The sequence below is a fragment of the Kitasatospora sp. NPDC048540 genome (assembly GCF_040651175.1).
Taxonomy (GTDB): Bacteria; Actinomycetota; Actinomycetes; order Streptomycetales; family Streptomycetaceae; genus Kitasatospora.
The window spans coordinates 1-14,515 of the sequence record NZ_JBEZIR010000177.1 but is presented as its reverse complement, the minus strand read 5'-3'; the positions used below and the strand labels follow the sequence as shown (position 1 = coordinate 14,515).

Sequence of the window (14,515 nt, the reverse complement as noted above, 5' to 3'; positions counted from 1 at the left end):
CTATGAACGGAAGGGCGCTCACTTTGCAGCGTTCGCCAGCATCGCCGCCGCCCTCATTTGCCACCGCAGAATCACCAAATGAGATGACTTCTTAGCGGCGGCCGACGGAGAGCCGGCCGTCGAAGGCGATGTCGACCGCCGCGCGGGCCCGGGCCCGCGGGGCGGTGCGCCGGCCGGGCGGTGCGCCGGGTCGCGCCACACGGCGCGGACGTCGGCGGCCTGCGGCCCGCGCTGGCCCTGGGTGACCTCGAACTCCACCCGCTGGTTCTCCTCGAGGTTCCTGAAGCTGCTGCCCACGATCGCGGAGAAGCGGACGAACACCTCCGGCCCGCCCCCGTCCGGCGAGCGCACACGATCACGCAGCTCGTCCGCGTCCCAGTCCGCCTTCGCCAGGAAGCCCTGCAGCCGGTCCGGATTGGGATGCCCGGCGAACTCCGCGAGCTGCCACAGATTCTTGCGCGGTACCTCCGACAGCAGGCCGCGGACCATCGCCCGCAGGTTCTCCCGCGACGCCGGACGCGCGAAGACATCGTCGACCGACGCACACACCCTCCAGCTCCGTATCCAGTGACCGGATCCCGGCCTCGGTCAACCCGTCCCGGACCACCCCGACGGGCGGCAATGTCAGCCCCACGACCGGAGCAACGAGCCACCCGACGTCACGTCACGTGAACAACCGGCTGTAGTACCGGGACCGCAAACTGCGCGCCGCCGCTTGGTAGGCGCTTCCTTTTCAGGCCGCCGACAGGGACGACAAGTGAACGCTCCAGAGTACCTCAAAGAAGCAGAACTCTCTTGGCCGTCTTTCATATCATGATGATCCCACCCGGAGTGTCGAAATCGATAAAGGGGAGAATATGGAACAGGTATGGGGACTCACGGAATACGGCGCCACCTTCGATGAATCTGTGGCCGAAAAAGTAAATAGGTGCATCTCGTGGGAGAGCGCCCAGGCGTTCGAGGAGTGGGAAAATCGGGAGGTAGCACTTTTTCTCGTTTACTGCATTTCCGGTGAAGGCTTCTATTCGGCTGCGGAGCTAGACAATGCATGCTCTTCGATGAAGCCCCTAACCTATACGTGCGAAAAGTGTGCGGCAACGGTGGCTGCCGTTGACTGGATCCTGCGCGCAAATGGAAAGAGGACGCCTGATGCCGGTTCCTCCAAGCCGAGCTGGCTTCCGTCCAGTATTTGGGACTGGCAGATCGTTGGTACTCCCAAGGTTTCCAGTTATACGCCAAGTGTTCCGGTCATATCGTCGCCGCTAACATATATCACGCAGAATATCTGTCCGCACTTTGTGAACTCCAAAAAAGCTTTCCTGGCCGACCTTGAAATCCCGGAAGGTGTCGCTATAGCAGAGGATGAAGAGTCGACTCGGCTTGATATCGAAACCAGTAATATTTTCACTACTGTAGCCGATTATTCCAAGCTTCCAATGTCGTGCTGGCTCGGCTACCGCGAGAAGATGGTTGCATATTTCGGGTTGGATCCCCAAGTTTTCGAGGAAGAGGCACCTCCCGCATACCATCCTCTGCAAGAGGTTCCCGAGCCAGAGTATGTCGACCTCGAAACCGTGCGCGTTCCTGAGAATCTGCGAAAGGCTGAACTGGAGTGGAAGTTGTGGGAGGGGGTGAGGAATCTCGAGATGCAGAGCGAGATAAGTCGCGATCCGGATAAATACCGAGCTGCCGCACGTGAATTGAAGATATCGGAGAAGCGGAAGAGGCAGCAAAAAGAAAGGGCCGATAGGGAGAAGCGAGAGAAGGCCAAGGCGAGGGCTGAGGAGGCAAATTCCGCCGCGTGGTCGAACTGGAAACAAGGCTTGAAGGAGGCCGACGGGGCGGAAATTGACAATATCCCTCCCGACTTCGCCGGCGTCACCGATGATGAGGTAGATGAATACTACAAGATGATCGGCAAAGAGCGCCCTGCAAGGGAGGGGATGAGGTATCCGGGGTCTCCCTCGGGTGATCATCTGCTAATTTCGAAAGATGTCTGGCAGGACATAATTCAATGGAAAGACAGTCCTGTATATGAAATGCTCATTTCCAATGCGCTCAAGATCCTAAAGCCGCCAACATTTTCGAAATATGAAGTGGTGGCCGAGCGGAATCCCATGGTCAAAAGTGCCCTGAATTTGATCTCCGACAACTGGAATTCATTTCTGCCTATGAAGATTTACGACGAATACCTGGCGGGGATGGACAAACTTTTCGAAACGGTAGATCGGCTTTCATATCTCCGTCCAGGGTCAGATGAAGATGAGTTCCAACAGCTACTGGGTAGGCGGTCGGCAGCGGCTCGCGTGATCGTTCAGAAGACACTCAAGGATCTGGACAATGGCCTCGTTAGAGCCGTCAGGGCAGGGTTCGATAGATTTCTAAAGAAAATCGCCGAGGAGACAAAGAGAAAGGAAAGCGTCACACTTTTTGGATTCAATACGGGGATCTCGACAACTCCAGAGGCTACTGACGTAGTAATCAAGAAGCTCCTGCCACAGGTCAAGGCTCGATTCAATCAACGCGTGGAGTCCTTCGCCGAGACCGCCGATATACAACACGACCGTCTGAACAAGCAGGCAGCTCCACCTGCCGGGAGTGAAGACGACCCGTGGGGGGCGTAACTTTCGATTTCACACGTCAGGTACTACAGGAGTGATTCGAGGCTTGACTCCGTCGGTGATCTTGATGGTCGCGGTCAGCTGCCGAGGGTTCGCCAGGACCGTGATCGGGGGATCCGCTGCTGGTCCAGGAAGGTCTGGAAGGCGGTCGGTTGTCTCGACGGGGAGGTTTCCTCGGTTGCCGGTACTACAACCGGTGTTCTTACAGTGAGTGAGCGCGTTGGCGTGTTCGGTAGTGGCTGGCGCGTGCTTGGGCCTGGTGGCGGGTGCGCCAGCGGTGCCAATGCATGACGAGCCGGGTGCGGGCGGCTCGGGCCGGAGCGAGGACGAGGCGGTCGTAGAGGCGCCGGATCTCGTTCACGCTGGGTGGGTGGGATTCTCCTCCTCCGGCTCGGGTGGTGGCGGCCGGGGCTCGGGGTACGGGTATGTGCCGGCTCCGGACTGTGGCGAGGAAGGCCATGGCGAGCATGGCCACGGTGGTGTGCCGGTACCAGGAGCACCACTTGCGGACTTCGTGCTCGTCCAGCCCGATCTGGCCCTTGGCGACCTGGAACGATTCCTTGACCATCCACCGCTGTCCGGCCGCGGTGGAGTTCCCCCAAAGCCGGGTAGTTTTAAGGATTTCGGCCTGGGTGCAAGGTGGCGGCTGCCGTGTAGCGGCCCCTGCGGATCTTCTTGATCAGCCCTTTCTCGGCCCAGCGGGTGAGCTGCCGGTAGGTGGTGACGAGGGTGACGTCGCCGAGAAGTTCGGCGGTCTCTCTGGCCTGCCAGTGCCGCTCAGGTTCTTGCTGCAGCGCCCGCGCCTGGGCCGGCCTGCACGGGCATCTGGCGATCCCGGCCGCCGAGAAGCTCGACGGCCACGCGGTGGGCGCCTGGATGGGCCGCCAGCGCAAGAACGCCAAGCTGACGGCCGAACAGGACGCCAGGCTCACCGCGCTGGACGCGATGTGGCGGATCGACCCGGACCGGAACCGCTCGTATCGCCGCCTGCTCGCCTACCTCACCGCCGGCGGCACCCTGGACGGCCCGGCCAACCGCACCGGCAGCACGGCGGACCCGACGTTCCGGCCCGGCGCCTGGCTGCGCAGGCAGGCGGGGCCCGCGCCGACGGCAAGTTGAGTTCCCGGCAGGTCGCTCTGCTCGATGCGCTGCCCGCTTCTGCCCGGTAGCCGGACACGAGGCGGTCGTGGCAGCACGATCGGGACGATCGACCGGGTGAGCGGCGGCGTGCCCCTGCCGGATGGGTGCTGACGGTCTCGTACTGACGTATCAGGTGTCACCAGCGGAACGCCGGCAGATGCCGGTCCTGTGCGTCAGGGCTGGTTGGTGAGGGATCGGATGCGTTCGGCGAGTGCGCTGGTGGCTGCTGATGGTGTGTCCAGCAGGGTGAGGCGGGCGTCGGGTGTGAGAGGCCCGGAGTTGACGGCGGCGAAGGCGGGGGCGCCTTGGACGGGGAGCAGGTCGGGGATGGCGGATCCGGAGATGGGACCGACGGTGACGATGAGTGTGCAGTGCTGGGCGACGAGGCCGGCGAGGTAGGGGACAGCCTCCGCCTTGGTGTGAGAGGGGAGGGTGAGCTGCTGGAGGTTGATCTCCCGGCCGTGTGCGGCTTCCTGGAGCGAGGCCCAGGTCTGTTGGACGGGGACGGTCTGGTCACTGCTGTCGTCGGCTGACCGGTCGGTGGCGGGACCGGCCCGGGTGGTCAGTGGCCGGACCAGACAGGGCAGTGAGGCGCATGCCGGGTCAGCAGGATCACGGTGCCGCCGTCCATGACCCGCCGGTCGTGTGTGACCGGGCAGCAGAGCGTGCTTTGGGCCGACCGCACCGGCTGGGCGGGCACGCGGGCGTCGTCCCGGTCCGGCAACGCGGTATCCGGCCAGGTGAGCTGCGGAACGGGCCGCATCGGCCGGTGCTTGGGCGGGGTGCGGCGGCCGACCTGGTCGACAGGCACCCCGAGAGCTCGGGCGCGGGCGTGGAGGCGGCGGCGGTCGCGGCGTTCGGACATGGTGACACCCTGCCTCTTCCGGCCCCGTTCACGCCAGTGCGGCCCGTGCTGTAGCGCCTCTTGAACGGGACCGGGAGGCCTCGCCGGTCGCCGGATCCGTGTCCGCGGACATGTACCGGTTCGAAGAAGATGCGGTCGATGACCTCGCGTCCGCCCGGCGGACGGCCCGGCGCCGGCCGGGAGCCGTCGGTCAGGCGTGCCTCGCCGGCCGCCGGCCGCCGGCCGGCTCCCGCCGCCGCCGCGAAGGGCACGCCCCACCTTCGGGCCACACCGCGTTCCGGCCGCCGGCCGCCGCCGACCGGTTCGAACAGGGGGAGAGTGCGCGTGACGGAGAAAGTGGTGCCGGCTCCGGGTCCGGAGCCGGACTGGCAGCCGGCCACCAGCCCGCGCTACCACACGGGCAAGAACCCGGCGTCGCAGGTCAGTCTGTGGGGAGGCCGCGGGCAGCCCGTTCCGAATGATCGCCGGCCTGGAGCCGCCCATCGACGCGCTCGCCGCCCGGCTGCGCCTGAGGGTCGAGCGCAGCTGGGAGGACCTCGGCGAGGTGGACGCGGCGGTCTTCTCCGTCGAGCGCCTGCAGTTCACGGTGAGCCTGATGACCTATGGACAGGCCGAGAGCTGGGTGTGGCTGCACCGCGCCCACGAGGACGCAGACGCCGCGCTCGCGGTCCTGCTGCGCGCCCTCGGGCCGGGCCGGGACGCGGTGGCGTTCACCGGCGGCCCGGACCCGGCTTTTACTACCTCGACGCTTCCGGGCCTTCCTGAGACGTCGTCTGCCCGCCGGTGGCAGAGGGCGGCCCCCGCGCGCCGGGCGCCGTGGCAGGAAATTCTTCGGCGCCGTCCCCGACCGGGTGGGCTCCCGTTCGGGCGGGAGCAGGAGAATTTTCTGCCGTTGGCCCGTATCCGGTTCTGCGTCCGGTTGCGCCGATCCCCGGGCAGGCGGCTCTGTCGGCGACAGGCCGTATGCCCCTCCCGCCGCCGACACGTCCCGGCCGGCCGCCGGACGGGGCGGTGCGCCGCTGCACTCGTGCCCCCCGGGGCCGGGGCGGGTTGACCCGTTCACGGTCCGGTATGCCCCGTCATGGGCGTGATCGAAGCAGGGTTCGTGGGCGGGCGGCGCGTAGGGACGGTCTCCGGGGCCGGCCACGTGCCCGCCCCGGCTGTGCGACGGCCGGGTCCCTCGGGGGGCAGGGGGTCGCGGTGGGGCTGCTGTTGGTGTCGGGTGTGGAGGCGCCGGTGCAGCCCGCGTCGAAGCCGGAGCGGTCCAGGGCGCCTGCTTCTGCGGCGGGAGTTCGTTCCACTGCGTGGCGCAGGTCTCGGGCGACGGCCGGCCGCCCTGGAGGACGATGTGCATGACGGCGGCGGCGCCGGCGGTGACGGACTGGGCCCCAGCCCGCCTTCACCGGCTGCGTTTCCCTCGATACCGCGAGCGCGTGGCTCGTCGATTCAGCTCATGTGTCGGCGTTGAGTGCCTCGCGGGCTGCCTGTTGGAAGATCCTCCCGGGCTCCCTCTTGGCTGCCACCGCTTCCATGTACCGATCATCGAAGGTGGGGAGGCTGCCGTGGCCAGCCCCGCGAGCCGCCTCGTGCCAGGCGACGGCCGCCTGGTCCAGCGCGTACATGGCGCGCCGTAGAGCCTCGGCCGCCTCTGCCACAGGGCGTGGTCCCACGACCGCAACAGTCGCCACCGCGGCGCTGAACGCCGCCCACGCCGCATGCGCCTCAGTGGCCTCCGCCTCCCACCGGTCCACTGCGGCGCCGCTCGTGCGGAGTCGGTCCGCGACGCGCCACCAGCGGGCCGACACGTTCTTCGAGGTGCTGATGCATGCGCTGTACGCCTCGCGGCGGACCTCTTCCAGGCGATGCTTCTGGTCTATGAGCCGTTGGCGCTCCTGCTGTCGAGCTTGACCGACGAGCGTGAGCCACCCTCCGCCGGCGCCACCGAGCAGGCCGATGGCCGCACCGACCACTGCTGCTATCCCTGAATCCATGTCAGAGGCTTGCCCGGCGGTTCCGAGCGCAACCACCAGCGAACTGGGAACCTACGACGGGGCGGGGCCGATGGCCCGGGAGCCGGCCGGTGTGCCGGTGGAGGAGCAGCCCGTGGCCGGCGCGGCCGCGCCGGCGAGGGCGACGACGGCCGCGACCTGTGTGATCTTCTGCATGACGGCAGACGGTATCCGGGCACGGACCTACCTGCCGGTGCGGGCGGGGCCGGATCCGCCCCGCCCGGCGCCGGACGCGCCACGGCGCTGCGCCCCGCGCCCCGCCGCTCCCCACCCGGCTGCGCCTCGCGGCCCCGGTCGGTGCCGGCCTGCTCCGGGGCGGTGGCAGCGGGTTGACCTGTTCACGGCCCTGTACGACCCGTCATGGGGCATGATCGCAGCGTGAGTTCGTGGTGGGTGGGGCGCAGGGACGGTCTGCTGGCGGAACTGGCGGAACTGGCGGGCCTGCTGGCGGTGTTCGGCGCGGACCCGGTGGAGGACCCGGGCGTCGGTGAGCTCGCCGACACCGCGGCCGCGCTGGCGGGGGAGTACCGGACCAGCGGCCGGGGTGAGGGGGTCCGCGCGGCGGGCACGCTCCTCGATGAGGCCGCCGCGGAGCTCCGTGCGGCGGACCGGTTCCGGGGCACCCTGCTGCCGGTGGTGGTCCGGCACCTGCGCCGCGCGGTGGCGCTCCTCGCCTCGGCCTGCGCCCGGCTGGGGCCGGTGGCAGGGGCGCTGGCCGGCGGGCAGGCCCGGGCCGGGGCCGCCTGGTAGCGGCCCGGGCCGGCGCCGCACGGGTGCGTACCGCCGACGGGCTGCAGGCACTCCGACGGGCCGCGGCCACCGCTCTGCCCCAGGCGCCCCGCCACCCTCCACCAGGGCCTGTGTGCGGTTGCTGTTGCCGTACGAGCCGTCCTCCGCCGCCGCGGCCCGCCGTCTGCTGCGCACCGCGCTGCGCACCGCGCTGCGCGCCTGGGAATTGGACGACCTGGTCGTGGCGGGGGAACTGGTCGTCAGCGAGCTGGTGGGCAACGCGGTGAAGAGCGGTTGCCGGCGTCGGATACTGGTGAGCGTGGAGCGGATCACCGGTGCCCGGGTGCGGATCAGCGTCTGCGACGGTTCCCGCACGATGCCGTGCCTGATCGACTCCGGGCCCGACGCGGGGAGCGGGCGCGGCATGGCGCTGGTCCACCACCTCACCGGCGGCCGGTGGGGCGCCACCCCGCAGGCTCTCGGGAAGACCGTCCACGCGGACCTGAGCATCCGCCCATCCCACCCCGGGATAGTCCCAGGGTCCCGCCCGGCACCGCCGGGCCCCGCCCGGGGGGCGTCCGGCTGGCGGGCAGGTCGAGGGCCGGGGCCGGGTCGGCGGAGCGCCCGCCCGCGCCGCGCGCCTGTCCCAGGAGCGGACGGCCCGCTCGCAGGGCGCCGGTGCCGGCCGGGCCCGGTGGCGGGGTGTGCACGAAGGCCGGGCGCGGGACACCATCCGCAGGCAGAGACGGCCCGCCTATGCGGCCGGAGGGCCGTCGTGCGAGATCGACGCCAGGGGCTAGTTGTAGATGTAGAGCCAGTACACGTCTTTCCCGGCAGGCGTGAGATAGCCGTAGCGGCATTGGTACGGAAAACCTTCACGCTCGTACTGCTGGCCGGCGTCCACGCAGTCCCTCTTGTACAGGTACCAGTTTCCGGTGATGTGCCATGACCCTGCGGTGCTCGTCGCAGGGGTGATTCGCGGACGCTCCTGGGCGCCTGCAGGGGTCGCTGTGACGGCGGCGAGGGCGACCAGGGCGACGGCGGCGAGCACGGTACGGGCGGACGACTTCAGGGACACGTGGATCTCCGATCGGTGAGCTGTGAAAGGGCATACGGATGCCCGGTGAGGTTGCTGCGGGGCTGAGCCGCGCAGCGGAGCCGGTCCGGACGGGCCGGGCGTTGCGTGCCGCATCGGATGCTCCGTCCGTGGTGGTCGGAGCCGACTGATGTAGCGCCAGAATGCTTGCTGCGCGGATGTCATCCATGTTCGGCGCGCAGTCACCGGAACGGCCCCCGAACGCCGGCCGGTTGGGCGAAACTTGCTCCCATGGCACTCGCATCGGCGGATTCCGTACTGAGCTCCCTGGATCAGCGGCTGGTGGCCGCGCTGCAGTGCGACGGCCGTGTCACGGCGGAGCGGGCGGCGCAGGTGCTGGGGGTCAGCGCCGCCACTGTGCGGCGCCGTTTGCAGGTGTTCGGTGTCGACGGCGCCGTGCGGGTGGTGATCTCGCCGGTCGCGCGGCCGCGGGGTGGCGGGTCGGCCGGGGCGCTGTTCCTGCGGATCCGGGTCCTGCGGGGGAAGCTCGACACGATCGTGGCGGCGCTCGTGGCGCGTGAGGACATCCCTTTCGTCGACGTCACCACCTCGGGGGACGAGATCTTCGCGGTCGCCCGCACCGAGCCGGGTTCACGCGACCCGCTGGTCTTTCGTCAACTGCCGTCCACGCAGGCGGTGACGTCGCTGGAGAGCGCCACGATCCTGCACGTCTTCCGGCTCACCTCCGAGTGGCGTCACCAGGTGCTGAGCGCGTCCGAACGCGCGGCGCTGAGCCCGGCCCGGCCGGCCTCCGGGGCGGCCGCCTCCGACCCCTCGGGTCCGTACGGCGTCGACACCGACCCGCTGGAGCATTGCCTCCTCGACGCCCTCGCCACCGACGCGCGGCTGGGCGCGGCGGCCCTGGCGGCGAGTACCGGGCACCCCGAGAGCACGGTACGCCGGCGCCTGGCCCAACTCGCCGCCCAGGGCCGGCTGGTCACCCAGGTCCTGGTCGAGCCACGCCGCCTCGGGCTGCCGATCGAGGCCAAGCTCCTGCTGCACGTGACCCCCGACCATCTGGCCGCCACCGGGCAGGCCCTGGCCGATCACCCGGCGGTGCACGGCGCGTTCGCGACGTCGGGCCCCTCGAACCTGCACGCGGCCGCCTACTTCCCGGACGTGACCGCGCTCTACGGCTTCCTCTCCCACGACCTGGCCGGCCTGGGCATCAGCCACATCGAGACGGCCATCGTCGGCCGTACCGCCAAACGCACCCCCGCACTCGGCCCGGCTGTCCCCGCCGAGGTGTCGTCCCCGACGCGCCGTAGGGCCGGCTGAACGCCACGACCGGCTCGGACCGTTCTCCGGACCGTTCACGGACCGTCGGCGGCTCGGTGGCGGAGGGCTTCTGCCTCCTCCTGGTCCCCGGCCTCCTCCTGGTCCCCGGCCTCCTCCCCGGTCCCCGGCCTCTTTCCGCATCCGCGCCGGGACGTCGGTGCTCCGGAGCGCCGGCGTCAGCGGCCGGTGCCGGGTTCGGGCATGGGTGAGGAACTCATGTCGCAAGAGGGCGAGCAACTGGACCTGAGCGGCCGCCAAGGGCGCGATCACCGCACGTGACCGGGCGGGGTGCCGGCGTCCTCCGGCGGATCCACCACGGCGTGCGGACGCCCACGGGCGCCACCGCCTTGCCCCGGCTTGATTCGCATCCGCCGACGCACGTCGGGCCGGCCACGGGGCTCACCGATCCGTAGCAGCCAGAACACCGGCCCGAGAAATCAGATCCGCCCCACTCGTCCAGGGAGCGGGCGGGCCGCCACCGGCCCCGCACGTGAAGCCCGCCCCATCCGGCGGCGTCCTGCTGTGCCCTGCCCGGGACGGCTGCTGCTCGCCCGTCGCCGTTCCGGGGCAAGGGGCGAGTGTCGGCCGGATTCGGCAAGCGCGTTGAGTGATGGGCCGGTTACTGCTTACGGTGGCGGTGTCCGTTCCGCCGGGAGCGGGGTCCGGGCCGCGCCCGGTCCCGGCGCCTGGGGTCCGGTTCGGACGGTCGTGGCCGTGGTGTGAGGGGAGTCTTGGGGATGGAGCGGATCGTGGAGGTGGCGGGCAGCGGCGGCGACGGGGGCGGTGGCGGGGACGGGCATCCGGGGACGCCGTGGACGCCGCCGTCGGACCCGCCGTCGCCGGACGGTTCCCCGCCGCCGGGTGGCGGGACGCACCGCAAGTGACGCTCGCCCCCGAACAGCGGCAGGAGCAGGTGGAGGGCCGCCCCGGGGCGGGACGGTCGCGGTCGTTTCCCGTCGCGGACGCCTGGGCGGCGGCGTTCGACGCGCTCCCGCGTTCGCTGTTCCTGCCCGATCTGGTGTGGGCGCACGACATGGCCACCGGCACCAGCCGGCCCGTCGACCGCACGACCGACGAGGACGGCTGGCTGGAGGTGGCCGCGGCGGATGTCCCGGTCGTCACCCAGTGGGACGACGGTGCCCACCACGGCACCTCCCCCGGGACGGTGCCGACCAGCTCTGCGTCGCAGCCCTCCCTGGTCGCCTCGATGCTGGACGACCTGCAGGCGGAGCCGGGGATGCGGGTGCTGGAGCAGGGCACCGGCACCGGCTGGAACGCCGCCCTGCTCGCCCGCCGGCTCGGCGACGCGAACGTGACCACGATCGAGATCGACCCCGCGGTCGCGGCCAGGGCCCGCACGGCACTCGAACACGCCGGCCACCGGCCCGAAACGGTGTGCGGGGACGGCGCGGCCGGCCATTCGCCCGGTGCTCCCTATGACCGGATCGCCGCGACCTACGGGGTGCGCGACATCCCGCACGCCTGGATCGAACAGACCCGGCCCGGCGGCATCATCCTCGCCCCGTTCGGCACCCACTACTCCAACGCCGACGCCCTGGTCCGCCTCACCGTCCACCGGGACGGCACCGCGAGCGGCCCGTTCCTGCGGCCGGTGGAGTTCATGAAGATGCGCTCCCAACGCCTTCGCCCGCCGCAGCACCCCGCCGACGGCGGCACCCTCACCGAGAGCACCACCACCGCCACGCTGCCCGAGCACGGGAAGGTCGACCCGTTCCCCTTCGCCGCCGGGCTGCGCCTGCCGGATGTCACCCACGCCGTGCAGCCCCACCACGACGGCGCCCGCACGCTGTGGCTCTACTCGCTCACCGCCCCGGCGTGGGCCGCCGTGACGTTCCGCGACGGACAGGACGAGCACCCGGTGCGCCAGTACGGCGCCCGCCGTCTGTGGGAGGACTTCGAACGCACCATCGCCTGGTGGCACGAGGCGGCCGAGCCCGGCGTCGATCGGCTCGGACTGGCCGTCACCGCGCATGGCTGGCGGGCTTGGCTGGACGATCCCGCACGGCCGATCTGACCCGCCCCGGGTCACGGTGCCGGTCCGGTGGACACCAGGTGCCGTGAGGCGTGGTTCGGCCGTCGGTGCCCGCAGGCCGCCTGCGCCGACCATGGCGCGCCCGGCTCTGGCCGGCGGCCCGAGATTCGTACGGGGGCGCTTCAACCGAAGCGTCTCGCAGCGCCCGGCCGCGCCCCGGGGGAGTCGTTGTGGATCTTGGACTGGCAGCACACGTGCTATCGGCTCCGTCCGGATCTACCAGCGACCGACATGTTCCTGCCCCGGGTTCTTGAAGGGCGCTCGCGTGAGGGCTGGCTGCTCAGCCCGTATCCGGACGGGGAGTAGTTCGTCTTCCTGGCGGAGGACCTGCGTTTCGGCACTTTCGGCCACCCCTGGGAGCACTCCCTCTGCGTGTTCGGCGGCGAACTGCCGGATGCGGTCCAGGACGACCTGCGCCGTGCTCGGTCAGGAACCAGCCCTTGGCCCCGCCCGGACTGGGGTAGCACCAGCTCCTCGGCCAGGCCCCGCTCGCGCAGCCGGGCGCGCATTCTCTCGATGCTGCTGTCCGGCACGTGGAGCGGCGCAGTTGCTCGGCGGTGGCGATCCGGAACCGGAACAGGAACGCCACCACCGCCCAGGTGGTCTCCACCTCCCGCGTCCGGGTCGGATACGTCAGCATGGACGGTCCCGCCGTCTGGGACACCGCGACCACCCGCCTGCCCGAAGCACCACCAACGTCACCCGCCACGCGGGCCTCACCCCCCGGGAGAGATCGACCACTACTTCCTCCACCAGGCCGATCTCTTTCCTCCAGCAGGCCGACATCGACCTCCTCGACGCGGCCCGTCGCCGACTCGGCACCGCCCCCGACCGGGTTCCCGTCACCCTGGACCGGCTCGGCAACACCGCCGCCGGCACCCTAACGGCCCTGCACCAGACCGTCTCCGCCGGCGGACTGCGTCCGGGAGGCACCCACGTCCTGTCCGCCATCGGTGCAGGAGGCCACTGGGGCACTCTGTGCCTGCGCCAGGGCGTCGGCGTCGGCCCGGCAACGGCTCAGCGGCGCGTCGTCCGGCGGCGTACCGACCGTCCCGTACGGGGACGGCCGGGAACGTCGGGATGGTTCGGCGTCCGCGTTGGGTATGGTGGCTCCTGGCCGAGCAACGGCCCCGGACGAGACGCGCCGTACCCGGTCACGCACGACGACGCACTGCGCTGCCATGGTGGCGCTGCAAGCCCGTTCCGAAGTGGACCGGGCCGGTGTCTCGTGGAAGGAAGACCGGAATGGTCGTCGAATTGACCAGAAGTCTGTACACCGCCACCGCGGAGGCCGTCGGCGGCCGCAGCGGCACGGTCGCCACCGACGACGGTCGTCTGACGGCGCTCCTCGCCCCACCGCGCAAGAAGGCGCCCGAGGCCACCAACCCCGAGCAGCTGTTCGCCGCCGGATTTGCGGCCTGCTTCGGGTCCGCCCTGGCAGAGGTCGCCGGGGACAGCGGCCTGGATGCGACGACCGCCCGGGTCACCTGCCAGGTCGAACTGGGCACGACCGCCACACCGGCCGGCTACGGCCTGGCGGTGAAACTCGCCGTGGCCGTTCCCGGATGGAAGGCCGCCGATCTGCTGCCCTTCCTCCACAAGGCGGACGCCACCTGCCCCTACTCCCAAGCGGTGCGAGGCAACATCCCGGTCGTACTGGTGGCACTCGAAGCAGACGCGAGCCCGGGTGCCGAGGCCCCGGACGAAGACCGGTGAAGCCGGCGGCGAAAGGCCCGGACCAACGGCCCACGGCGCCCGCCCGCGCCCACGAGTCGTCGCTCCCGGCGCCCGAAACGGTGGGACCTCCCGCGCGCGGCGCCTGGCGCCGCCTCGGGATCAGCCGCAACGGCGGTCCACTCCTGGAGGAACGGGAGGCGATCTGGCTCCAGGTGGGCAACGAATTCGCGGACAGCCGCGGGTTCGCCGGCACCACCGTCTTCGACGGAGCGACGGTGCGGTTCCACCATGAGGTGGGGGAGCCCGGTGAGGACGTCGGCAGTCTGCGGTGGGACGGAGAGAACCTCGTCGAGTCCGGATCCAACCCCGACGGCAGTACGTTCCTCGAGATCTGGACACCGCTGCCGGGCCGCCAGGGCGAGGCCGGGTCGTGGCGTGTCGGGGACTGCCAGGTGGTGCGGGTCGGATGCCACGTCGTCCACGTCGACGGGACGGCGGGAACCTACCTGCGGACAGCATCCCCGGACAGCCCGTAAGCCCGCCGTCCACCGGTACGCCGGGCGGTCGACGAACCAGCACCTGAACTCCGGCCCCGGCAGGTGACCCGGCTCAAACGCCCGAGTTTCGCCCAGCCCGGTGCAGGTGGTCGCCGGGTCATCGGGGATCATCGGCCCTCCCGGGTGCACGAAAGCGCAGCCTCTCCGCGCCGATGGACAGTGAAAATGTGCGGGAGAGGAGTCGAGATGACCATGACCGACGCACTGAAGCGCCGCACACCGACCAAGGCATCGCGAGCCGGCCGAACGACGGCGGACACGACCTCACCCCGCATGAGCACCACCGGTGACGTTCGCAACGCCGCCGACGTTCTGCTCCTGGTCCACGACGCCTCCAACGGCCCGTGACGGCCGGGTCTCCACAGAAGACACGTCCCCGATCAGAAAGGTACGGCCATGGAGCTCGGCCTCATCGGTCTCGGCAAGATGGGCGGCAACATGCGCGAGCGCATCCGCCGCGCCGGCCACACCGTCATCGGTTTCGACCGCA

The 14,515-nt window shown here is 70.2% G+C and carries 14 protein-coding genes, 3 pseudogenes and 1 riboswitch; of the genes and pseudogenes, 12 read left to right on the top strand and 5 right to left on the bottom strand.

What is annotated here, in order from left to right; all coding sequences use genetic code 11:
• Positions 1 to 198: 198 nt before the first annotated feature.
• Positions 199 to 549, bottom strand: a pseudogene (locus tag AB0D08_RS37615) (cold shock domain-containing protein); the annotation flags it as partial.
• A gap of 308 nt (positions 550 to 857) precedes the next feature.
• Here AB0D08_RS37615 and AB0D08_RS37610 point away from each other — a divergent pair.
• Positions 858 to 2,624, top strand: coding sequence for a hypothetical protein (locus tag AB0D08_RS37610; protein WP_359894854.1), 1,767 nt, complete (start codon positions 858 to 860; stop codon positions 2,622 to 2,624).
• A 199-nt stretch (positions 2,625 to 2,823) separates the two neighbouring features.
• Here AB0D08_RS37610 and AB0D08_RS37605 read toward each other — a convergent pair whose 3' ends face one another.
• On the bottom strand, positions 2,824 to 3,189 hold the full coding sequence (locus tag AB0D08_RS37605; RefSeq protein ID WP_359894852.1) for a hypothetical protein: 366 nt from the start codon (positions 3,187 to 3,189) through the stop codon (positions 2,824 to 2,826).
• 161 nt (positions 3,190 to 3,350) lie between these two features.
• Here AB0D08_RS37605 and AB0D08_RS37600 point away from each other — a divergent pair, with 161 nt between their 5' ends.
• Positions 3,351 to 3,740 (top strand): helicase associated domain-containing protein, encoded by a 390-nt coding sequence (locus AB0D08_RS37600; RefSeq protein WP_359894850.1) that lies wholly within the window; start codon positions 3,351 to 3,353, stop codon positions 3,738 to 3,740.
• Between the two features lie 1,343 nt (positions 3,741 to 5,083).
• On the top strand, positions 5,084 to 5,680 hold the full coding sequence (locus AB0D08_RS37595; protein WP_359894848.1) for a hypothetical protein: 597 nt from the start codon (positions 5,084 to 5,086) through the stop codon (positions 5,678 to 5,680).
• 397 nt (positions 5,681 to 6,077) lie between these two features.
• On the opposite strand, the gene AB0D08_RS37590 is transcribed toward AB0D08_RS37595, so the two are convergent.
• A complete protein-coding gene (locus AB0D08_RS37590) occupies positions 6,078 to 6,653 on the bottom strand; it encodes a hypothetical protein (protein WP_359894847.1) in 576 nt (191 codons plus the stop codon).
• A gap of 15 nt (positions 6,654 to 6,668) precedes the next feature.
• Entirely contained in the window at positions 6,669 to 6,791 is a 123-nt protein-coding gene (locus tag AB0D08_RS37585) for a hypothetical protein (protein ID WP_359894846.1), read from the bottom strand.
• A 222-nt stretch (positions 6,792 to 7,013) separates the two neighbouring features.
• Between AB0D08_RS37585 and AB0D08_RS37580 the strand changes: the two genes are divergently transcribed.
• Complete coding sequence (locus AB0D08_RS37580; RefSeq protein WP_359894844.1) at positions 7,014 to 7,385, top strand: hypothetical protein; 372 nt, start codon at positions 7,014 to 7,016, stop codon at positions 7,383 to 7,385.
• Between the two features lie 775 nt (positions 7,386 to 8,160).
• Here AB0D08_RS37580 and AB0D08_RS37575 read toward each other — a convergent pair.
• On the bottom strand, positions 8,161 to 8,442 hold the full coding sequence (locus AB0D08_RS37575) for a hypothetical protein (protein WP_359894842.1): 282 nt from the start codon (positions 8,440 to 8,442) through the stop codon (positions 8,161 to 8,163).
• A 249-nt stretch (positions 8,443 to 8,691) separates the two neighbouring features.
• Between AB0D08_RS37575 and AB0D08_RS37570 the strand changes: the two genes are divergently transcribed.
• The 8 genes and pseudogenes from AB0D08_RS37570 to AB0D08_RS37535 all read left to right on the top strand — a co-directional run.
• Entirely contained in the window at positions 8,692 to 9,738 is a 1,047-nt protein-coding gene (locus AB0D08_RS37570; protein ID WP_359894840.1) for an Lrp/AsnC family transcriptional regulator, read from the top strand.
• A gap of 880 nt (positions 9,739 to 10,618) precedes the next feature.
• A complete protein-coding gene (locus tag AB0D08_RS37565) occupies positions 10,619 to 11,773 on the top strand; it encodes a methyltransferase domain-containing protein (RefSeq protein ID WP_359894838.1) in 1,155 nt (384 codons plus the stop codon).
• Between the two features lie 27 nt (positions 11,774 to 11,800).
• Positions 11,801 to 12,169, top strand: a pseudogene (locus tag AB0D08_RS37560) (DUF2716 domain-containing protein); the annotation flags it as partial.
• Positions 12,170 to 12,185: 16 nt separating this feature from the next.
• Positions 12,186 to 12,767, top strand: a pseudogene (locus AB0D08_RS37555) (3-oxoacyl-[acyl-carrier-protein] synthase III C-terminal domain-containing protein); the annotation flags it as partial.
• A 135-nt stretch (positions 12,768 to 12,902) separates the two neighbouring features.
• Positions 12,903 to 12,964: riboswitch (guanidine-III (ykkC-III) riboswitch) on the top strand.
• Positions 12,965 to 13,036: 72 nt separating this feature from the next.
• Complete coding sequence (locus AB0D08_RS37550) at positions 13,037 to 13,507, top strand: Ohr family peroxiredoxin (RefSeq protein WP_359894836.1); 471 nt, start codon at positions 13,037 to 13,039, stop codon at positions 13,505 to 13,507.
• An 80-nt stretch (positions 13,508 to 13,587) separates the two neighbouring features.
• A complete protein-coding gene (locus AB0D08_RS37545) occupies positions 13,588 to 14,004 on the top strand; it encodes a hypothetical protein (RefSeq protein WP_359894835.1) in 417 nt (138 codons plus the stop codon).
• Positions 14,005 to 14,211: 207 nt separating this feature from the next.
• Positions 14,212 to 14,373 carry a hypothetical protein gene (locus AB0D08_RS37540; RefSeq protein WP_359894833.1) on the top strand — a complete coding sequence of 54 codons (162 nt, stop codon included), beginning with the start codon at positions 14,212 to 14,214 and terminating at the stop codon, positions 14,371 to 14,373.
• Between the two features lie 48 nt (positions 14,374 to 14,421).
• On the top strand, positions 14,422 to 14,515 hold a 94-nt coding region (locus tag AB0D08_RS37535), incomplete at its 3' end, for an NAD(P)-binding domain-containing protein (RefSeq protein ID WP_359894855.1).